Raw genomic sequence first — 17550 nt, 5'->3', positions numbered from 1 at the left:
GGGCAGGCTTTGTCCTGCGCCGTCAATGGACTACGGATGGCCCAGTTTCCAAAGAAAATCACCGACGATCCCTATACGGCCGCGGTCCTGATTCGCCGCCTGGTCACGGAACAGGGGATCGTCTATTGGCGGCGTTACCTTGCCGCCTTCGCGCTGATGGCGCTTGCCGCCGGATCGACCGCGGGCGCGACCTACGTGCTCGGCCAGGTCATCAACCAGGCCTATGTCGACAAGAACATCCCGGGCATCGCGATGTTCTCGGGCATCACGGTGATCCTGCTGTTCATCAAGGGCGTGGCGACCTACGGCCACATGGTGATCCTGACCAAGATCTCCAACGCGATCCTCGCCACCAACCAGCGCCAGCTGTTCGCCAAGCTGATGCGCGAGAGCATCGGTTTCTTCTCCGAGCGGCACTCCTCGGAATTCCTGGCGCGGCTGACGGCTGGCGCCAAGTCCATCACCGACGTGCTCAACATGCTGGTCAACGCCATCGGGCGTGACCTCTTGATGCTGCTCGCCATGATCGGCGTGATGGTGTGGCAGGACCCGCTGATGTCGTTCATCGGCCTCGTCGCAGTTCCGCCGGCGATGCTGGTGCTGCGCAAGTTGGTCAAGCGCATCAAGGGCCTCGCCTTCAACCAGTTCACCGGCACCGCCGACATCATGGAGACGATGCAGGAATCGCTGCAAGGCATCCGCACCGTCAAGGCCTTCACGCTCGAAGAGACCATGCAGAAGCGCATCGACGAGAACATCGCGATCGTCGAGCGCAACGCCAACAAGATGGCCCGCGTCGCCAACCGGTCGAATCCGCTGATGGAGATGCTCGGCGGCTTCGCGGTCGCCGGCTGTCTCCTTTACGGCGGCTACAGCGTGGTCGCGCTCAACGCCACGCCCGGCGCGTTCTTCTCCTTCATGACCGCCTTCCTGATGGCGACCGAGCCGGCCAAGCGGCTGGCGCGGCTCAACATCGACCTCAACAGCCAGCTCGTCGGCGCGCGCATGCTGCTGGAGGTCGTCGACAGCCCGGCGAGCGAGCACTCCGACGACGACAAGCCGGCGCTGAAGCTGTCGGACGCGCGGATCGAGCTGCGCGACGTCAGCTTTTCTTATCGCGCTGGCGAGACCGTCCTCAACCGCATGAGCTTCACCGCCGAGCCCGGCAAGGTCACCGCGCTGGTTGGCCCCTCCGGCGGCGGCAAGTCGACCGTGCTGGGGCTGCTGTTGCGCTTCTACGAGGTGACGCAGGGCGACATCGTCATCGACGGCCAGTCGATCGGCGCGGTCTCGCGCAAGTCGCTGCGGGCTCAGACCGCCTATGTCGGCCAGGACGTCTATCTGTTCCGCGACACCATCCGCAACAACATCGCCTTCGGCAAGCCGGGCGCGACCGAAGACCAGATCATCGACGCCGCGAAAGCGGCCTGCGCGCATGATTTCATCATGAGCTTCCCGCTCGGCTACGACACGCCGGTCGGCGAGCACGGCACGCAGCTTTCGGGCGGTCAGCGCCAGCGCATCGCGGTCGCGCGCGCGCTGGTCAAGAACGCACCGATCATCCTGCTGGACGAAGCCACCGCCGCGCTCGATTCCGAGTCCGAGAAGCAGGTGCAGGAAGCGATCGAGCATCTCTGCCAGAACCGCACCACCATCGTGATCGCGCACCGCCTGCACACCATCATGCACGCAGATAGCATCCTGGTGGTCGAGGGCGGCGAGATCGTCGAGCGGGGCCGGCACGACGAGTTGCTGCGCCGCTCGGGCCGCTACGCCTCGTTCTTCCGGTTGCAACATCACGACGCCGGCACTCTGGCGCCGATCAGCGCAACCGCATAGAGTTCCCTTTACCCCAAGAGCAGCGAGACCGCTTCATGAACGCCGCCTCCTACGTCATCCCGCTTCCGCCCCAGGCTTCGCTTCCCGTCGTCGGTGAAAGCGGCCGCTATCCGGTGCGCCGCATCTGGTGCGTCGGCCGCAACTATCTCGAGCACATCCGCGAGATGGGCAATGACGAGCGCGCGCCGCCGTTCTTCTTCGCCAAGCACGCCGACATGCTGGTGCCCGATGGCGCCACCATCCCCTATCCGCCGCTAACCAAGGACCTGCATCACGAGGTCGAACTGATCGTCGCGATGAAGAGCGGCGGGCTGAACATTCCCGCCGACAAGGCGCTCGACCATGTCTACGGCTACGCCGTCGGCATCGACCTCACCCGCCGCGACCTCCAGATAGCCTCGCGCAAGAAGGAGCGTCCGTGGGAGATCGGCAAGTCGTTCGACTATTCCGCGCCCTGCTCCGCCGTGCAGCCGGCCGCGAAGATCGGCCATCCCGCCAAGGGCAAGATCTGGCTCACGGTCAACGGCAAGGAGGCGCAAAAGGGCGACCTCACCGAGCTGATCTGGAACGTGCCTGAAATCATCTGGCAGCTCTCGCAGCAGGTGAAGCTCGCCGCCGGCGACATCATCATGACGGGCACGCCGGCCGGCGTGTCGCAACTCCAGCCCGGCGACAAGCTCGAATGCGGCGTCGACGGCGTCGGCACCCTGAAGGTCTCGATCGGTCAGCCGGAATAGGCTGCACGACATCTCGAAATCGAAAAGGCCCCGGACATGTCCGGGGCCTTTTCTGTTCGGATCGCATCTACCGGGCCTTCACCGGCCGATTGGCGTGGCTCGCCTGCGGCACACCGCGATTGAGCGACATGTGGGAATGCACGCACAGCCAGCCGTCGGCGGTTTTGGAGAACACCATCGTCGCCCGGCCCGGACGCGGAAACGCGCTGCCGTCGGGATGATAGCCCGTGCTCGTCCACGGCGCGATCACGGTTGCCATCGCGCCGTCGGGGGATGCCAGAACCGAGGTCTGCTCGAGCACGAAACGGAAGTCGGCCGTCTTCGGCCAGACGTTGTCCCATTGCGTTGAGACCCATTGGTCGAGGCCCGGGATGACATCGTTGTGCGTGCCGAAAGCAAGCACCTCGGGATGAAACAGCGGCCTCGCCGAAGCGTAGTCGACCTCACGGACATAGCCCGCGAAGGTTTCCAGCCACTGGCGGAAGAATTGCACTATCTCGGTGTTCGCGGTCGGCAAGGGGACCATTCGCACCTCGGTTTACCGCAACGCCGACATCACGATCAGACCGAGGATCAGCGCCGTCAGCGAGTATTTCAGCGTGTAGTAGACGTTGCGGTTCCACTCCTTGACCTTGCGGCTGGCGAGATGGATCTCGTAAAGCTTGCCGAACACCTTGTTGAGCACGCCGACGCTTTCGCCGTCGACGTTCTGGGTCGCCGATGCCTTGACGATGTGATGGCTGACCCAGCGGTTGATCGCGGTCATGAAGCCGAACTTCATCGGGCGCTCGACGTCGCAGAACAGGATGATGCGATTGACGTCGGTCGCGTTCTCCGCGCTGTGGATGAAGGTCTCGTCGAACATGAAGGCCTCGCCGTCACGCCAGACGCATTCGACGCCATCGACCAGGATGCGGCACTTGTTCGAGTTCGGCGTGACGAGGCCGAGGTGATAGCGCAGCGAGCCGGCAAAGGGATCGCGGTGCGCGCCCAGCCTGCCGCCGGGCGGCAGCATCGCGAACATCGCGCCGTGCACGCTCGGAATCGAATTGAGCAGCTCCACCGTCTTCGGGCACAGCGTGCGCGCCGACGGCAGGAAGTCGTCGTACCATTTCAGGTAAAACCGCTTCCAGCCGCTCTTGAAAAACGAGTAGAAACCCCAGTCGTTGTTCTTGGCGGCTGCGCGGATGAAGCCTTCGTCGAACAGGCGCACGGCCTCGTCGCGGATGGTCTCCCAATTCTCGCTGAGCGGCTTGAGTTCGGGAAACTGCTCGACCGGGATCACCGGCTTGTTCGGCACCGCCGAGCCCGCATACATCAGCAAATTGTAGGGGGCGAGATAGGTCGAGTGATCGCCAAGCTGGCGCGCGAAGCGCAGCCGTTGCTTGCCGCGGAAGTGAACGTAGATTGTCGATGCCGCGAGTACATACAGAATGACGAGTTGCGGCGCAAAAAGCTGTTTCAGCATTTCCCCAGTTCCCGAGTGACCCAGCCGGGGACGTGATCTACTCCGAGCCGGCCCGAGCGGCAAGATATTCGCCGGTAGGTTGCAATCACGCTGGGGAGAGCGGGGGTACGGAACCTGGGGCTGAAACCGGCCGAAACGAGCCGAATTACGCCCGCGCCAGTGCCTGGAGACCCTTGAAGGTCAGGCGCTTGGGGTCGGTTACGCCGGCGAGATAGAGCCGGCGGATGAACGCGATGACGGCGTCGCGGTCGCAATCGGTCAGCGCGACGACGGCGTCGACCGCGATCTTCTGGGCTTCCATTGGGCTCACCTCGGCCTTGCGAGTAACCCCGGCCGAGACAGGCTAGGACTCATCCGTTAAATCCGCGTTAACCGTCAGGGCAGCATCGCCGATTCAGCCCGGCAGCCGTATACGCAAAACAACGCATTGCCGGGCGCGCAGCGGCTCAGCGCGCATTGATGCTCTTCTTCAGCAGCGCGAACTGCTTCTTCAGCCGAGGCACGGCAAAGTCGGTGAACGCCCGCACCTTGGGCACCGAGAGCCGCCCCTGCGGGCAGATCAAATGCGCGGGCATCTCCGGATCCCGGTCGGCGGCCAGTACGATCTCGAGCTCGCCGCGCGCGACCTGCTCGGCGACTTGGTACGAATACATCCGCGCGACGCCGCGCCCGGCGACCGCGGACGCCACGGCCGCATAGGTGCTGTTGACGACGAGCCGCGGCGTGAATTGAACCGTGCGGGCTGCCGACGAGCCCGCCTGTGGCGCGAAGGTCCAGGAATTGGGCAGATGCGCCATCGCCACGATCTGATGCTTGGCGAGATCGCCGGGCTCGGTGATGCGCGGATGCTGCTTCAGATAGCGGGGAGCAGCCACCACGACACGGCTGATCTCGCCGATCCGCATCGCCACCATCGCCGAATCCGCGAGATGGCCAATGCGAAGCGCGATGTCGACGCCCTCCTCGATCAGGTTGACCGCGCGGTCGAACAGCAGGAGCTTTGCCGACACGGTCGGATAGGCGTCGAGAAACGCATCGAGGATCGGCCGCAGCACCATCTCCCCCGAGACCACCGGCGCCGTGATCGTGAGCAGGCCACGAGGCGCCGCGCGCGGTCCGGCCGCGATGTCGTCGGCCTCCTCCAGCTCGGTGAGCACGCGGCGGCAGATCGCGACATAGCGCTCGCCTTCCTCGCTCAACTTGATCGACCGCGTCGTCCGGTGCAGCAGCTCGGCGCCGACCCGCTCCTCCAGGAAGGCGATGGCGCGGCTGACCGCCGCCGGCGAGCGGCCGAGCTTGCGCCCCGCGGCGGCGAGGCTGCCCTCGTCCACCGCAAGGACGAACACCTTCATCGCATCCAGACGATCCATACGCTTCCCGCCGCACCATCAAATTCCGGTGACAAGCTAGGCGTTCGCCCGTGCCGCGACAACCGCCGCCGCGGCCGATCCGGCATTCGTTCGCGCCGCGTAACAGTGTCTGCCGGACAACGTGTATTCGCAGCCGGGCCGCCGCGGCGTACCTCAGCGCCCAGGCCAGCAGCCGCTGGCACAGGTTCTGAAACCCAACAACAGGAGTCCGTCATGGGTATCGAGCAGAAGGTCGCCATCATCACCGGTGCATCGCAGGGCATCGGCGCCGCCCTGGTCCAGGGTTTTCGCGATCGCAATTATCGCGTCGTCGCAACGGCGCGCTCCATCAAGCCGTCGGGCGACGACGACGTCCTCGCCGTTCCCGGCGACATCGCCGACCGGGCCACCGCCGAGCGCGTGGTTTCGCAAGCCGTCGCCCGCTTCGGCCGCGTCGACACGCTGGTCAACAATGCCGGCATCTTCGTCGCAAAGCCGTTCACGCAGTACACCGCCGAGGACTACGCGGCGGTGATGGGCACCAACGTCGCCGGGTTCTTCAACATCACGCAGCTCGCCATCGCCGAGATGGAGAAGCAGGGTTCTGGCCATATCGTGCAGATCACGACGACCCTGGTCGATCACGCCAATTCCAACGTGCCCTCGGTGCTGGCCTCACTGAGCAAGGGCGGCCTCAACGCCGCGACCAAGTCGCTCGCGATCGAATACGCGAGGCGCGGCATCCGCGTGAACGCAGTGGCGCCCGGCGTCATCAGGTCGCCGATGCATCCGGTTTCGACGCATGCCGAGCTCAGCGCGCTGCATCCGGTCGGCCACATGGGCGAGATGTCCGACATCGTCGATGCCGTGCTCTATCTCGAGGGTGCGTCCTTCGTCACCGGCGAGATCCTGCATGTCGACGGCGGCCAGAGCGCCGGCCACTGAGCGCGAGAGGAGAGACACCATGCCCATCGTCACCATTCAAGTGACCCGCGAAGGAACGACGCCGGGCGCGGCGTCGCTCACGGCGGAAGAGAAGGCCGCGCTGATCAAGGGATCGAGCCAGCTCCTGCTCGACGTGCTCGGCAAGCCGCTCGATTCCACCTTCGTCGTGATCGAGGAAGTCGACACCGACAATTGGGGCTGGGGCGGCCTGCCCGTGCCCGAATTCCGGCGTCGCCGCGCCGCGCAGACTGGATGATCCGCGCGCGATCGAGCGCGCAGGAGGATGACATGACCAACGCAGATACGAAGCAGCACGCCCAGACCCGGCCGCATCAGCGGCCGGGATCGGAATCATGGCAGATTTGGCGATATGCGGTGGCGGGCTTGTCCGCCTCGCTGGTCGGACTTGGCCTCGCCCGCTTCTCCTACACGCCTCTGATCCCGGCGCTGATCGCGGCAAAGTGGTTCAGCGCGTCGGATGTCGTCTATCTCGGCGCGGCGAATCTTGCCGGTTACCTTGCGGGCGCACTCGCGGCCCGGGCCGTCGCCACCCGCGTCGGCGCGGTCGGCGCGTTGCGTGCGATGATGCTGCTCGCAACGCTCTCTTTCTTTGCCAGCTCCGCCCCGGTGTCGTTCTCCTGGTTCTTCGCCTGGCGCTTCCTGTCGGGTCTCACCGGCGGCGTCATCATGGTGCTGGCGGCGTCCGTCATCCTGCCGCACATTTCTGCCGCGAGGCGCGGCATCGTCGGCGGCGTGATCTTCGCGGGTGTCGGCCTTGGCGTCGCCGCGTCGGGCACGCTGGTGCCGCTGCTGCTGCAACAAGGCTTGCAGCAGAGCTGGTATGGTCTCGGCGCCCTCTCCGCCCTGCTCACCCTCGCAAGCTGGTGGAACTGGCCTGCGGAAACGAAGGCTAGTGCTGCGCCTTTGCATCACGCGAAGCACCACCATGCATCGACGGCGGCCCGCGCGCTGCTGGTCCAATACGGCCTCAACGCGGTGGCGCTGGTGCCGCACATGGTGTTCATCGTCGATTTCGTGGCGCGCGGGCTCGGCCAGGGCATTGCCGCGGGATCGCGCTACTGGGTGCTGTATGGTCTCGGCGCGATCGTCGGCCCGCTCGTCACCGGCCATCTTGGCGACCGGTCAGGCTTCGGTCCGGCGCTGCGCGCAGCCTTCCTGATCGAGGCGGCGGCCGTGCTGCTGCCGACCGTCAGCACCGCGCCGGTTTCGCTGATCGTGTCGAGCGTCGTGGTCGGCGGCTTCACGCCCGGCATCGTGCCGCTGGTGCTCGGACGAATCCACGAGCTAGTCCCGCACGCAACCGAGCAGCAGCGCGCGACATGGAGCCATGCCACCACCAGCTTTGCGCTGTTCCAGGCGGCCGCGGCTTACGGCTTCTCCTGGATCTATGCGCAGACCGGGGGCGACTATCTCGTGCTGTTCGGTTTAGGCGGCGGCGCAGCGGTCCTGGCGCTCGCGATTGATCTCGGCCTCGCACTGATCGTCCCGCGCAGATCCTGAGCGCGATGACGGCAGGCGAGCGGTGCTACCCGGCACCGGGCTTTGTCATGATTTGAGCAAGCGATCGCAGCAGCTCGGTTTGCTTCAGGACCAACTCACATTGCTGTCGCGCATGCGTGCTCGACAGCTCAACCAACTCCGCCAGGGTTCTCGCACGGCCCAACTCCCGCGCATACTCCAAGGTCGCGCCCGCATTGACTTTCATCAGTTCGAGCACGACGACGCGACACTCAGCCGCCGTTCCAATTGCCTCGATGAGGTGGCCTTCTCCGGCGGCGATTCCATTGGCCTCCGATGCCACATCGGCCAGCCGTGGCTTGGCGAGGTCCCTGGCATAATCCAGCGCAGCGTGAGCACCAGTCTTCATGCCGTCCAAAGCACGCGCCTGACAATCCTTGGCGATGTCCACGATGAGATCAATGGTGGTAGTGCCCGGAGGTTCAGGTCTTGCAGCGATGACGCCGGCCGCTTCTTGTACCGGAACAGTCATCGGAGCGGGCGCAGCTTGCGCGATCTGCGGCGCATCTTGCAGGACGGCGGAGACCGAGCCCGGCGGCATCGCCAAGCCCTCGTCGACGGCGCGGCTCACTTCGGCCGCCAGCTCCACCAGCGAGCGACGCCCGGCGCGTGCAACGTCAGCAGGCTGTCTTGAGCGCGGCTTGCCCATGATCATTCGACTCCACGATAAGGCGCTCCGAGATCCAACCCCACAGGGCCGCAATTTCCTCCGAGGCTTTTCCCTCCGGCGCGTACTCGGTTACGCCCAGCCCTGCCCCGAGCGCATCCTGGTGGTCGTTGCGCTGCCCAATGAAGGGGAGCGCAAGCAAGCCGAGCGAGTTGAGCGACGTGGCAGCTTCGCTCAACCGGCCCCCCCGTGTGGGCGCCTGATTGAGGATGAAGGCAAACCGGCGATCGAGCCTGCGGGTAGCGATCAGCGTTGGTATTGCGGCTTCGATATCGGCCGGGCTCGGACGAGCCGGGATGAGACAAAGATCGGCACTGGCAATGGCGCGCGTCGCCAAGGCATTGTTCGTGGCAGCTGTGTCGATGATTGCGAGCCAAACCCCTTCGGCCTTGAGGCGGGATATCACCGGCTCGATTTCGCTGGGATCGGTGACGCAATCGACGCGAGGATAGGGCTTCTCACGGCGCCCTTTCCATCTCGAGATCGTACCTTGCGCATCCGCCTCAATGAGAGCGACGCGCTCGCCGCGCTGCATCGCTGCCACCGCCAGCCCAACGGACAGCGTACTCTTGCCGCTTCCGCCTTTCTGCGTGACCAGAGCAAGGATGTACATGTTCCGCGTTCTCCTCAGGACGGCAACAACGTGGAACTCAGACACCGCCGGAAATAAACTTCTTGCAGCGCAAAAATTCTACCCCAAGTCGCGATTCGTCTCAAGCGATCGCGAGCCTCTCCCGGTAATTTACGTAGCAAGATCAGGAGTATTGCATCACACCGTCGTCGATCCGGCCGAAGCGCAAGGAGACGATGTCGAGGGCATAGTTCTGGTACAGCCGCCACGGCTGCTTCGAGCCCTGCTTCGGCATCTTGGCGACCGAGCGCTGCACGTAACCCGAGGTGAAATCGAGCGACGGCTGCGCGGTGATCGTCGGATCGTCATTGTGCGGCATGCACTGGCGGAAATTGTGCCGGTCCATGTAGTTGATGAGCCGGCAGACATATTCGCAGGTGAGATCGCATTTCAGCGTCCAGGACGCGTTGGTGTAGCCGAAAGCCGACGCCATGTTGGGCACGTCGGCATACATCATGCCCTTGTAAGTCAGCGTATTGGCGAAATCGACAGCGCGGCCGTCGACGCTGATCTCGAGACCGCCGACGACCTGGAGCACCAGCCCCGTCGCGGTGACGATGATATCGGCCGCGAGCTCCCGGCCGTCCTTCAGGCGGATCCCGTCGCGGGTAAAATTGTCGATCTCGCTCGTGACGACGGAAGCCCGCTGCTCGCGGATCGCCTTGAACAGGTCGCCATCCGGCACGAGGCACAGCCGCTGGTCCCAGGGATTGTAGCGCGGCGTGAAATGGGTCGCGACGTCGTAGTCCGGGCCGAGCGCCATCTGCACGCCTTTGAGAATGAGGTCCTTCACCTTCGCGGGCTTGCGCCGGCTGAGCTGGAAGAAGAACATCCCCCACATCACGTTGCGCCAGCGGATCAGATGATAGGCAAGCCGCGCCGGCAGGTTGCGGCGCAATTTGTTGGCGACGGGGTCCTGCGCCGGACGCGACACCACATAGGTCGGCGAGCGCTGGAGCATGGTGACCTGCGCCGCCTTCTTGGCGAGCTCCGGCACCAGCGTCACCGCGGTCGCGCCCGAGCCGATCACGACGACGCGCTTGCCAGCGTAGTCGATGTCCTCGGTCCATTTCTGCGGATGCACGATGCGGCCGGCGAAATCCGCCGCGCCCTTGAACTCCGGCGTATAGCCCGCCTCGTATTTGTAATAGCCCGAGCACATGAACAGGAAATTGCAGGTGAAGCGCACCAGCTCGGTCGCGCCCTCGCCCGTGATGCGCTCGGCCTCCACGGTCCAGCGCGCGTCCGGCGTCGACCACGCCGCACGCTTGACGCGATGGCGGAAGCGGATGTGCTTCGCGATGCCGTTCTCGGCCGCGGTTTCGCGCACATAGTTCAGGATCTGCGGCCCGTCGGCGATCGCCTTCGGATCAGTCCAAGGCTTGAACGAATAGCCGAGCGTGAACATGTCGCTGTCCGAACGGATGCCGGGATAGCGGAACAGATCCCAGGTGCCGCCGATGCAGTCGCGGCCCTCGAGAATGACGTAGCTCTTGCCCGGGCACTTCGCCTGAAGATGATAGCCCGCGCCGATGCCGGACAGGCCGGCACCGACGATCAGCACGTCGACATGTTCTTTGGCTTCGGCCATCGCGTTTCTCCCTCCACACAGGATGGGCGGCGCCGCGCCGAATCGCAACCGTCAGGTCGCTGCGGCGACTACGCAGGCCGTATCGAAATACTCGTAGAATTCGATCGCCTTGCCGTCCTTGAAGCGCCAGAAATCGAGCTTGGGCGTTTCGGCGAGTTTTCCGGTCCGCTTGTTGATCCAGGCGCAGGAGCCTCGCGCGACGACCGCGTCGCCCTGCGCCACGTATTCATTTATCGTGTAATGCTGCATGCTCCACTCGGACAGCAGCGTGTCGAAATAATCGCGGAGCTTCACGCTGTCGTGGTATTCCGTGGCAAATGCCAGCGGCTCGACGCCGCGCGGGATCGAGGCAAAGTTGATCTTCGGAGCAACGACGACGTCGAACCAATGGTCGACGCTACCTCCCTTGCTCTCGTTCCACCGGTGATAGGCGTCCTGCAAGATCTTGACGTTAGCGGCCTCGTTGGACATCGCACTTCCTCCACAATGCTTTCGGTGTCAGACAATATGTGCCGGGCAATGGGCCGCCCGCTGCGAAGGTGGCAGGCTTTTTCTGGCTCTACCTGAGAGCGTATCAGACGGGTGGGCAACAAAAAAGCCCCGGATCGCTCCGGGGCTTTGATGTTTCGATGAGGTCGGATCAGTAGCGGTAGTGATCGCTCTTGTACGGGCCTTCCTGCTTCACGCCGATATAGTCGGCCTGATCCTTGCGCAGCTCGGTGAGCTTGACGCCGATCTTGGCGAGGTGCAGGCGCGCGACCTTCTCGTCGAGGGTCTTCGGCAGCACGTAGACTTCCTTCTTGTACTTGCCGTCCTTGTTGTTGGCGAACAGCTCGATCTGCGCCAGCGTCTGGTTGGTGAAGGACGCCGACATCACGAAGGACGGATGCCCCATCGCGTTGCCGAGGTTCACGAGGCGCCCCTCCGACAGCATGATGATGCGGTGCTTGTCGGGGAATTCGATCTCGTCGACCTGCGGCTTGATGTTGGTCCACTTCAGGTTACGCAGACCCGCGATCTGGATCTCGTTGTCGAAGTGGCCGATGTTGCAGACGATGGCGCGATCCTTCATCGCGCGCATGTGCTCGATGGTGATGATGTCCTTGTTGCCGGTCGCGGTGACGAAGATGTCGGCGCGCGGGGCAGCGTCCTCCATGGTCACGACCTCGTAGCCTTCCATCGCGGCCTGGAGCGCGCAGATCGGATCGACTTCGGAGACCATCACGCGGCAGCCGGCCTGGCGCAGCGAGGCGGCCGAGCCCTTGCCGACGTCGCCGAAGCCCGCGACCATCGCGACCTTGCCCGACATCATCACGTCGGTGCCGCGGCGGATGCCGTCGACCAGCGATTCACGGCAGCCATAGAGGTTGTCGAACTTGGACTTGGTGACGCTGTCGTTGACGTTGATCGCCGGCCACAGCAGCGTGCCGGCCTTCTGCATGTCATAGAGACGATGCACGCCCGTGGTGGTCTCTTCGGAAACGCCCTTGATGCTCTTGGCGATCTCGGCGAAGTAGCCCTTCGGCTTTTCCTTGAGCTGCTTCTTCAGAAGCGCGAAGAAGACTTCCTCTTCCTCGGAGCCGGGCTTGTCGAGGAAGGCGGTGTCGCCGTTCTCGGCACGCAGACCGAGATGGACGTACATGGTGGCATCACCGCCGTCATCGAGGATCATGTTCGGATGACCGCCGCCGTGCCAGTCGAACAGCTTGGCGGTGTAGTCCCAGTATTCGGTCAGCGTCTCGCCCTTGACGGCGAAGACGGGAATGCCAGCGGCCGCGATCGCGGCGGCAGCGTGGTCCTGCGTCGAATAGATGTTGCAGGAGACCCAGCGAATGTCGGCGCCGAGTGCTGCCAGCGTCTCGATCAGCACCCCGGTCTGGATCGTCATGTGCAGCGAGCCGGCGATGCGCGCGCCCTTCAGCGGCTGCTTCGGGCCGAACTCCTCGCGGGTGGCCATCAGGCCGGGCATCTCGGTCTCGGCGAGCGAGAGTTCCTTGCGGCCGAAATCGGCGAGCGAAATGTCCTTGACGATGTAATCGGTGAAGCCGGGCTTCGCGTTCATAGGGGGTTCCTGTTTGTTTGACTCGTCATTCCGGGGCGCTCGCGAAAAGAGCGAACCCGGAATCCGGAGGATCGAGATTCCGGGTTCGCCGCTGTCGCGGCGCCCCGGAATGACGCAAGTGAACTAGAGCGCGCGCTTCAGCTGCTCGACGAGATCGGTCTTCTCCCAGGAGAAGCCGCCCTCGTTGTCGGGCGTGCGGCCGAAATGGCCGTAGGCCGAGGTGCGCGCGTAGATCGGGCGGTTGAGGTCGAGATGGCTGCGGATGCCGCGGGGCGTGAGATCCATCGCCTGCGCCGCCGCCTTCTCGAGCTGTTCCTCCGGCACTTTGCCGGTGCCGTGGGTGTCGATGTAGATCGACAGCGGCCGCGCCACGCCGATGGCATAGGCAAGCTGCAGCGTGCAGCGGTCGGCAAGACCGGCGGCAACGATGTTCTTGGCGACGTAGCGCGCGGCGTAGGCCGCAGAACGGTCGACCTTGGTCGGATCCTTGCCGGAGAACGCACCGCCGCCATGCGGGGCCGCGCCACCATAGGTGTCGACGATGATCTTGCGGCCGGTCAGGCCGGCGTCGCCGTCGGGACCGCCGATGTAGAACTTGCCGGTCGGGTTGATGTGCCAGATGGTCTTCGGCGTGATCCAGTCCTTCGGCAGCGCCTCGCGCACATAGGGCTCGACGATGTCGCGCACCTGGCTGGAGGTGAGGTCCGGCACCAGATGCTGGTGGGAGACCACGATCTCGCGCACGCCAACCGGCTTGCCGTTCTCGTACTGCACGGTGACCTGGCTCTTGGAATCCGGGCCCAGCACCTTCTCGCGGCCGGAGTGGCGCGCTTCGGAGATGAGGCGCAGGATCTTGTGGGCGTAGAAGATCGGCGCCGGCATCAAGTCAGGCGTCTCGTTGGTGGCGTAACCGAACATGATGCCCTGGTCGCCCGCGCCTTCTTCCTTGACCTCACCCGGCTGAAGCGCATCGACGCCCTGGGCGATGTCGGCCGACTGCGGATGCAGCAGAATCTCGATGTCGCAGGTCTTCCAGTGGAAACCTTCCTGCTCGTAGCCGATGTCCTTGATCGCGGCGCGCACGACGCCCTCGATCTGCTCGTTCGTGACGGACTTCGGGCCGCGGGTCTCGCCGGCGATCACGACCTTGTTGGTGGTCGCAAGCGTTTCGCAGGCGGCGCGGATTTGCCACGGGTCGATGCCGGCTTTCGGCCCCTCGCGGTAGAACAGATCGACGATTTCATCGGAGATCCGGTCGCAGACCTTGTCCGGATGGCCCTCGGACACGGACTCGCTGGTGAAGAGATAGGACGCGCGCATCAAGAAACCCCTTGTTCCGCCACTGCACGGCGGTTCGTTTGCGATGTTTACCTTTGGATTATGTCAATCACGCCGGCGCGAGATGACGTAGGATTCGTCAAGAAACCAGAGCCCGTTGTACTTTCTCAGCACGTCCCTGGCGGCATCCAGAGTGCGGCCGTTTTGAGTCATTTCTGCCAACCGGTCGTCCTCGATCTGAGCGACATACACCGCCGCATTCCACGCTGCAAAGGCCGTCGAGGTTCCGATAGTACCCGTCACCTCGTTGGGCAGCGCTTCCATATCATACCTGAAGATCGAGCGGTTGTCCGCGTAGGCATTAAAATTTAGGTCGCGGCCCAACGATCCGAGCTCGTACTTAACTGCGCGCAATAGCTCATGACGACTGACCGCGAAAGGATTTTCTCCGGGCCAGATTGCCTGGATCATTTCCATGCCCGGATCGTGACCATGGGAGTGAATACCGATCAGGCGCCCCCCCGGCCGCAATGCCCGCGCCAGAGGCGCAATGATCCGCTTTGCCCGGAAATTGACCGAGGACAGCGCACGGTATGGCTGGGATGCAATAACGAGGTCGAAATTGGCCTCGGTCTGGCCCGGCCGCGGAATGGTCGAATCCAGCAGGAACCGGTGATCCTCGCGATAGAGCACCAGGACGACCGGCCGCTCGTAGAGCGGCATGGCCGTGCGCGGGCTGATCGCGGCGCGCCAGTTCTGCTCCAGGAACGGCCGCAGCTCTGCGATCTGCTGCTCGAACTCGCCCGACGAGGCGCCACGTAGCGGAACCTCGTGCCAGACGGTGGCGGCCGCCGCTGCGGGCGATGCCGGCGTGAGCCAGGGCGCCTCCGAATAGAACATGTTGGTGAAGACGAACACCGACGCAGGATGCTCGAAAATGCGATCCGGCACCTTCTCCAGCGTCAGGCGCAGGTCCTCGAGACTGAGCTCCTTGCCGGCGACATAGAACGGCATGTGCGGAAAGCGCTGGTGCGTCGCGCGCAGCACCCGCGCCAGCACCGTGCCGTCGCCGACGCCGGCGTCGAACAGGCGCAGCGCCGGCGGGCGCGGATGGATGGCGGCCAGTTCCAGCGCAACCCGGTCCGCGATCACCCGCTTTTCGCTACAGGTGTGGACGAACAGCAGATATTTCTGCCGGTTCTCGAAGAAACGGAAATTACCACGCGGATCGCGCTTTTCCGGAGGCACCTGAAGGCCTCGTGGCGGCGGCACGCCGCCGGCCATCGACGCCGCCATATAGGCCTGGATCCGCTCCAGCGTGTCGATGGTGATGCGCTTTCCCTCGCGCAGGCGATGCACCAGCTTCCCATCGTTCACCGCGCGCCGGCCAAACGTCGATTCCGCCATATCCGCCTTGCGGCAGAACTCGGTGATCTGGCTCAGGATTTCGTCGTTTTTCATGAGTGGGAAGGTGGTGGGCAGCGATGTTGGGTCCCACCTCTTAGCAAAGTCTGCCCACCGGGGGAATACCCTCGCTTGCTTTACCCCAGGTCCAACGACGGGAGCGTGAACCCCGGCGTACCGCCGGGCAACAAACAAGCACTTCTCCTCTTACGGGACGACCGCCATGCGCCGCCTGCTCGTCGCGCTCTGCCTGCTCACCGTCGTGCTGGGGTCAACGTCGGCCCAGGCGCAGGCGCGCAACCAGCTCGGGCCGCTCTGCACCACCGAGACCACCCCGGCGGACAAGATGGTCGACGCCTGCACCAAGATCATCGCGCTGAAGGTGTTCAAGGGCGAACAGCTCGCGACCGTCTATTTCTGGCGCGCGGTGGGCTGGAACAAGAAGGGCGACTACGCCAAGGTCATCACTGATGCCACGGAGGCGATCCGGCTGCAGCCGAGCCAGGCGGTCTATAACCTCAGGGGCTCGGCCTATTACGACAAGGGCGACTACGACATCGCGATCGCCGATTTCGACGATGCGCTGAAGCTCGGACCTCCCAGCGGCATCATCTTCCACAATCGCGGCAACGCCTGGCGGGGCAAGCACGACTACACCAAGGCGATCGCCGACTACGACATGTCGATCAAAGCCGATCCGAAATCGGCGTTCTCGTTCCAGAACCGCGGCATCTCGAAAGAAGCACTCGGCGATCTCGACGGCGCCCTCGCCGACATCAACCAAGCGATCCGGCTCGACCCGACGCTGCCGCAGCCGCTGATCAACCGTACTTCGATCTGGCGCGCCAAGGGCGATCTCGATCGCGCCATCGCCGATGGCAGCGAGGCGATCCGGCTCGCCAAGGAAAAGCCGCCGGCCAACATCATGACGCCGCCGAACAGCGTGCTGATCTCGGGCTATACCCATCGCGCGATGGCCTATGAAGCGAAAGGCGACTACGCCCGCGCACGCGACGACTACAAGGCGACGCTGGCGATCGTGGCGTCGGACGCCGGCAGCAAGGCCAACCAGGCGACCGCAAAAGTGCGGCTGTCGCTGGTGAGCGATGCAGCTGTGCCGATCCCGCGCGATGCGCCCTCGCCCACGACGCAGCCGACAGCGGCCCCTGCCCCGCAGCAGACCGGCGCGGCATCCGCGCCCTCGCCTGCTCCGGCCGTGCGCGGCACGCGCATGGCGCTGATTATCGGCAACGGCGCCTATGCGCATGTGAAGGCGCTGCCCAATCCACCCAACGACGCCCGCGCTGTCGCCAAGAGCCTGCGCGACATCGGCTTCACCGTGTCGGAGGGCGTCGACCTCGACCGCGCAGCGATGCAGAAGATGACGCGCGACTTCCTGCGCGATGCGGCCCGGGCGCAAGTCGCCGTGGTCTACTATGCCGGCCATGGCGTGCAGGTGGACGGCCGCAACTATCTCATTCCCGTCGACGTCGAACTCAAGCCGGGCACGGCCATGACAGAGGCGATGATCGACATGGACACGATCATGGCCGGCCTCGACGATCAGGTCCGCACCAACATTTTGATTTTCGATGCCTGCCGCAACAACCCGATGGCACAGCAGGTGGCTTCAGCCTCTGCCAATCGCGGCATCGAGGGCGCCTCGGGCCTCGCAGCTCCGACGAGCCTCGGCGCCGGGGCGACACTCGGCGCCGGCACGCTGATCGCTTTCGCCACCGCACCGGGCCAGGTCGCGCTCGACGGCGACGGCGCCAACTCGCCGTTCTCCGCCGCGCTGTCCCGTCACATCGGCACGCCCGGGCTGGAGGTGCAGCAGATGCTCACGCGGGTGCGGGCGGAAGTGGTGTCGACTACGAAGAACAAGCAGGTGCCGTGGTCGAACTCGTCGCTGCTGGGTGAGGTTTACCTGGCGGAGAAGTGACGACGCGCTTGCGCGTCGTCATCCCGGGGTGGTGCGCAAGCACCAGACCCGGGATCTCGAGATCCTCAGGTGCGCAAGCGCGCACCATAGTTCGCGCT

The 17550-nt window shown here is 64.5% G+C and carries 17 protein-coding genes; 6 read left to right on the top strand and 11 right to left on the bottom strand.

What is annotated here, in order from left to right; all coding sequences use genetic code 11:
• Positions 1-36: 36 nt before the first annotated feature.
• Positions 37-1839 carry an ABC transporter ATP-binding protein gene (locus tag AB5K84_RS16220; RefSeq protein ID WP_110116672.1) on the top strand — a complete coding sequence of 601 codons (1803 nt, stop codon included), beginning with the start codon at positions 37-39 and terminating at the stop codon, positions 1837-1839.
• Positions 1840-1874: 35 nt separating this feature from the next.
• Complete coding sequence (locus AB5K84_RS16215) at positions 1875-2576, top strand: fumarylacetoacetate hydrolase family protein (protein WP_110116673.1); 702 nt, start codon at positions 1875-1877, stop codon at positions 2574-2576.
• A 67-nt stretch (positions 2577-2643) separates the two neighbouring features.
• Here AB5K84_RS16215 and AB5K84_RS16210 read toward each other — a convergent pair whose 3' ends face one another.
• The 4 genes from AB5K84_RS16210 to AB5K84_RS16195 all read right to left on the bottom strand — a co-directional run bounded on the left by AB5K84_RS16210 (position 2644) and on the right by AB5K84_RS16195 (position 5414).
• Positions 2644-3102 (bottom strand): YybH family protein, encoded by a 459-nt coding sequence (locus tag AB5K84_RS16210; protein ID WP_162603656.1) that lies wholly within the window; start codon positions 3100-3102, stop codon positions 2644-2646.
• A 12-nt stretch (positions 3103-3114) separates the two neighbouring features.
• Entirely contained in the window at positions 3115-4044 is a 930-nt protein-coding gene (locus AB5K84_RS16205) for an aspartyl/asparaginyl beta-hydroxylase domain-containing protein (RefSeq protein ID WP_110116675.1), read from the bottom strand.
• 145 nt (positions 4045-4189) lie between these two features.
• Positions 4190-4345, bottom strand: a complete 156-nt coding sequence (locus AB5K84_RS16200) for a hypothetical protein (protein WP_165448167.1) — start codon at positions 4343-4345, stop codon at positions 4190-4192.
• A 145-nt stretch (positions 4346-4490) separates the two neighbouring features.
• Positions 4491-5414, bottom strand: a complete 924-nt coding sequence (locus AB5K84_RS16195; RefSeq protein ID WP_110116676.1) for a LysR family transcriptional regulator — start codon at positions 5412-5414, stop codon at positions 4491-4493.
• 213 nt (positions 5415-5627) lie between these two features.
• On the opposite strand from AB5K84_RS16195, the gene AB5K84_RS16190 reads away from it, so the two are divergent.
• Genes AB5K84_RS16190 through AB5K84_RS16180 form a run of 3 tightly spaced genes read left to right on the top strand, consistent with a single transcriptional unit; the run spans position 5628 to position 7859 of the window.
• Entirely contained in the window at positions 5628-6338 is a 711-nt protein-coding gene (locus tag AB5K84_RS16190; protein WP_110116677.1) for an SDR family NAD(P)-dependent oxidoreductase, read from the top strand.
• A gap of 19 nt (positions 6339-6357) precedes the next feature.
• On the top strand, positions 6358-6594 hold the full coding sequence (locus tag AB5K84_RS16185) for a tautomerase family protein (protein ID WP_028173203.1): 237 nt from the start codon (positions 6358-6360) through the stop codon (positions 6592-6594).
• Between the two features lie 32 nt (positions 6595-6626).
• Positions 6627-7859, top strand: a complete 1233-nt coding sequence (locus tag AB5K84_RS16180; RefSeq protein WP_162603657.1) for a YbfB/YjiJ family MFS transporter — start codon at positions 6627-6629, stop codon at positions 7857-7859.
• Between the two features lie 25 nt (positions 7860-7884).
• Here the strand turns inward: AB5K84_RS16180 and AB5K84_RS16175 are convergent, their stop codons facing one another.
• From AB5K84_RS16175 to AB5K84_RS16145, 7 genes are all read right to left on the bottom strand, one after another.
• Positions 7885-8532, bottom strand: coding sequence for a phasin family protein (locus AB5K84_RS16175; protein ID WP_060908250.1), 648 nt, complete (start codon positions 8530-8532; stop codon positions 7885-7887).
• Positions 8495-9157 carry a nucleotide-binding protein gene (locus tag AB5K84_RS16170; RefSeq protein ID WP_011088682.1) on the bottom strand — a complete coding sequence of 221 codons (663 nt, stop codon included), beginning with the start codon at positions 9155-9157 and terminating at the stop codon, positions 8495-8497. The genes AB5K84_RS16175 and AB5K84_RS16170 overlap by 38 nt, the downstream gene beginning before the upstream one ends.
• Before the next feature lie 142 nt (positions 9158-9299).
• Positions 9300-10766, bottom strand: coding sequence for a flavin-containing monooxygenase (locus tag AB5K84_RS16165; protein ID WP_110116679.1), 1467 nt, complete (start codon positions 10764-10766; stop codon positions 9300-9302).
• A gap of 51 nt (positions 10767-10817) precedes the next feature.
• The gene (locus tag AB5K84_RS16160; RefSeq protein WP_011088684.1) at positions 10818-11237 is read right to left on the bottom strand and encodes a nuclear transport factor 2 family protein; all 420 of its coding nucleotides are present in this window, start codon (positions 11235-11237) and stop codon (positions 10818-10820) included.
• A 169-nt stretch (positions 11238-11406) separates the two neighbouring features.
• Entirely contained in the window at positions 11407-12828 is a 1422-nt protein-coding gene (gene ahcY / locus AB5K84_RS16155) for an adenosylhomocysteinase (RefSeq protein WP_011088685.1), read from the bottom strand.
• A gap of 123 nt (positions 12829-12951) precedes the next feature.
• A complete protein-coding gene (gene metK, locus AB5K84_RS16150; protein ID WP_011088686.1) occupies positions 12952-14148 on the bottom strand; it encodes a methionine adenosyltransferase in 1197 nt (398 codons plus the stop codon).
• 63 nt (positions 14149-14211) lie between these two features.
• The gene (locus AB5K84_RS16145; RefSeq protein ID WP_028173200.1) at positions 14212-15567 is read right to left on the bottom strand and encodes a hypothetical protein; all 1356 of its coding nucleotides are present in this window, start codon (positions 15565-15567) and stop codon (positions 14212-14214) included.
• A gap of 166 nt (positions 15568-15733) precedes the next feature.
• Between AB5K84_RS16145 and AB5K84_RS16140 the strand changes: the two genes are divergently transcribed.
• Positions 15734-17452 carry a caspase family protein gene (locus AB5K84_RS16140; protein WP_110116680.1) on the top strand — a complete coding sequence of 573 codons (1719 nt, stop codon included), beginning with the start codon at positions 15734-15736 and terminating at the stop codon, positions 17450-17452.
• Positions 17453-17550: the final 98 nt, after the last annotated feature.

Source organism: Bradyrhizobium sp. 1200_D9_N1_1 (assembly GCF_052075915.1).
Taxonomy (GTDB): domain Bacteria; phylum Pseudomonadota; class Alphaproteobacteria; order Rhizobiales; family Xanthobacteraceae; genus Bradyrhizobium; species Bradyrhizobium diazoefficiens.
Note: the sequence above shows the minus strand (reverse complement) of the source record. Positions and strands in the feature narration are given on the sequence as shown.

Coding starts and splice junctions, on each gene's coding strand:
- AB5K84_RS16145 (WP_028173200.1), bottom strand. CDS start 15,567: ATGAAAAACGACGAAATCCTGAGCCAGATCACCGAGTTCTGCCGCAAG.
- AB5K84_RS16140 (WP_110116680.1), top strand. CDS start 15,734: ATGCGCCGCCTGCTCGTCGCGCTCTGCCTGCTCACCGTCGTGCTGGGG.
- AB5K84_RS16160 (WP_011088684.1), bottom strand. CDS start 11,237: ATGTCCAACGAGGCCGCTAACGTCAAGATCTTGCAGGACGCCTATCAC.
- AB5K84_RS16205 (WP_110116675.1), bottom strand. CDS start 4,044: ATGCTGAAACAGCTTTTTGCGCCGCAACTCGTCATTCTGTATGTACTC.
- AB5K84_RS16180 (WP_162603657.1), top strand. CDS start 6,627: ATGACCAACGCAGATACGAAGCAGCACGCCCAGACCCGGCCGCATCAG.
- AB5K84_RS16190 (WP_110116677.1), top strand. CDS start 5,628: ATGGGTATCGAGCAGAAGGTCGCCATCATCACCGGTGCATCGCAGGGC.
- AB5K84_RS16170 (WP_011088682.1), bottom strand. CDS start 9,157: ATGTACATCCTTGCTCTGGTCACGCAGAAAGGCGGAAGCGGCAAGAGT.
- AB5K84_RS16220 (WP_110116672.1), top strand. CDS start 37: ATGGCCCAGTTTCCAAAGAAAATCACCGACGATCCCTATACGGCCGCG.
- AB5K84_RS16215 (WP_110116673.1), top strand. CDS start 1,875: ATGAACGCCGCCTCCTACGTCATCCCGCTTCCGCCCCAGGCTTCGCTT.
- AB5K84_RS16195 (WP_110116676.1), bottom strand. CDS start 5,414: ATGGATCGTCTGGATGCGATGAAGGTGTTCGTCCTTGCGGTGGACGAG.
- AB5K84_RS16185 (WP_028173203.1), top strand. CDS start 6,358: ATGCCCATCGTCACCATTCAAGTGACCCGCGAAGGAACGACGCCGGGC.
- AB5K84_RS16165 (WP_110116679.1), bottom strand. CDS start 10,766: ATGGCCGAAGCCAAAGAACATGTCGACGTGCTGATCGTCGGTGCCGGC.
- AB5K84_RS16210 (WP_162603656.1), bottom strand. CDS start 3,102: ATGGTCCCCTTGCCGACCGCGAACACCGAGATAGTGCAATTCTTCCGC.
- AB5K84_RS16200 (WP_165448167.1), bottom strand. CDS start 4,345: ATGGAAGCCCAGAAGATCGCGGTCGACGCCGTCGTCGCGCTGACCGAT.
- AB5K84_RS16175 (WP_060908250.1), bottom strand. CDS start 8,532: ATGATCATGGGCAAGCCGCGCTCAAGACAGCCTGCTGACGTTGCACGC.
- metK (WP_011088686.1), bottom strand. CDS start 14,148: ATGCGCGCGTCCTATCTCTTCACCAGCGAGTCCGTGTCCGAGGGCCAT.
- ahcY (WP_011088685.1), bottom strand. CDS start 12,828: ATGAACGCGAAGCCCGGCTTCACCGATTACATCGTCAAGGACATTTCG.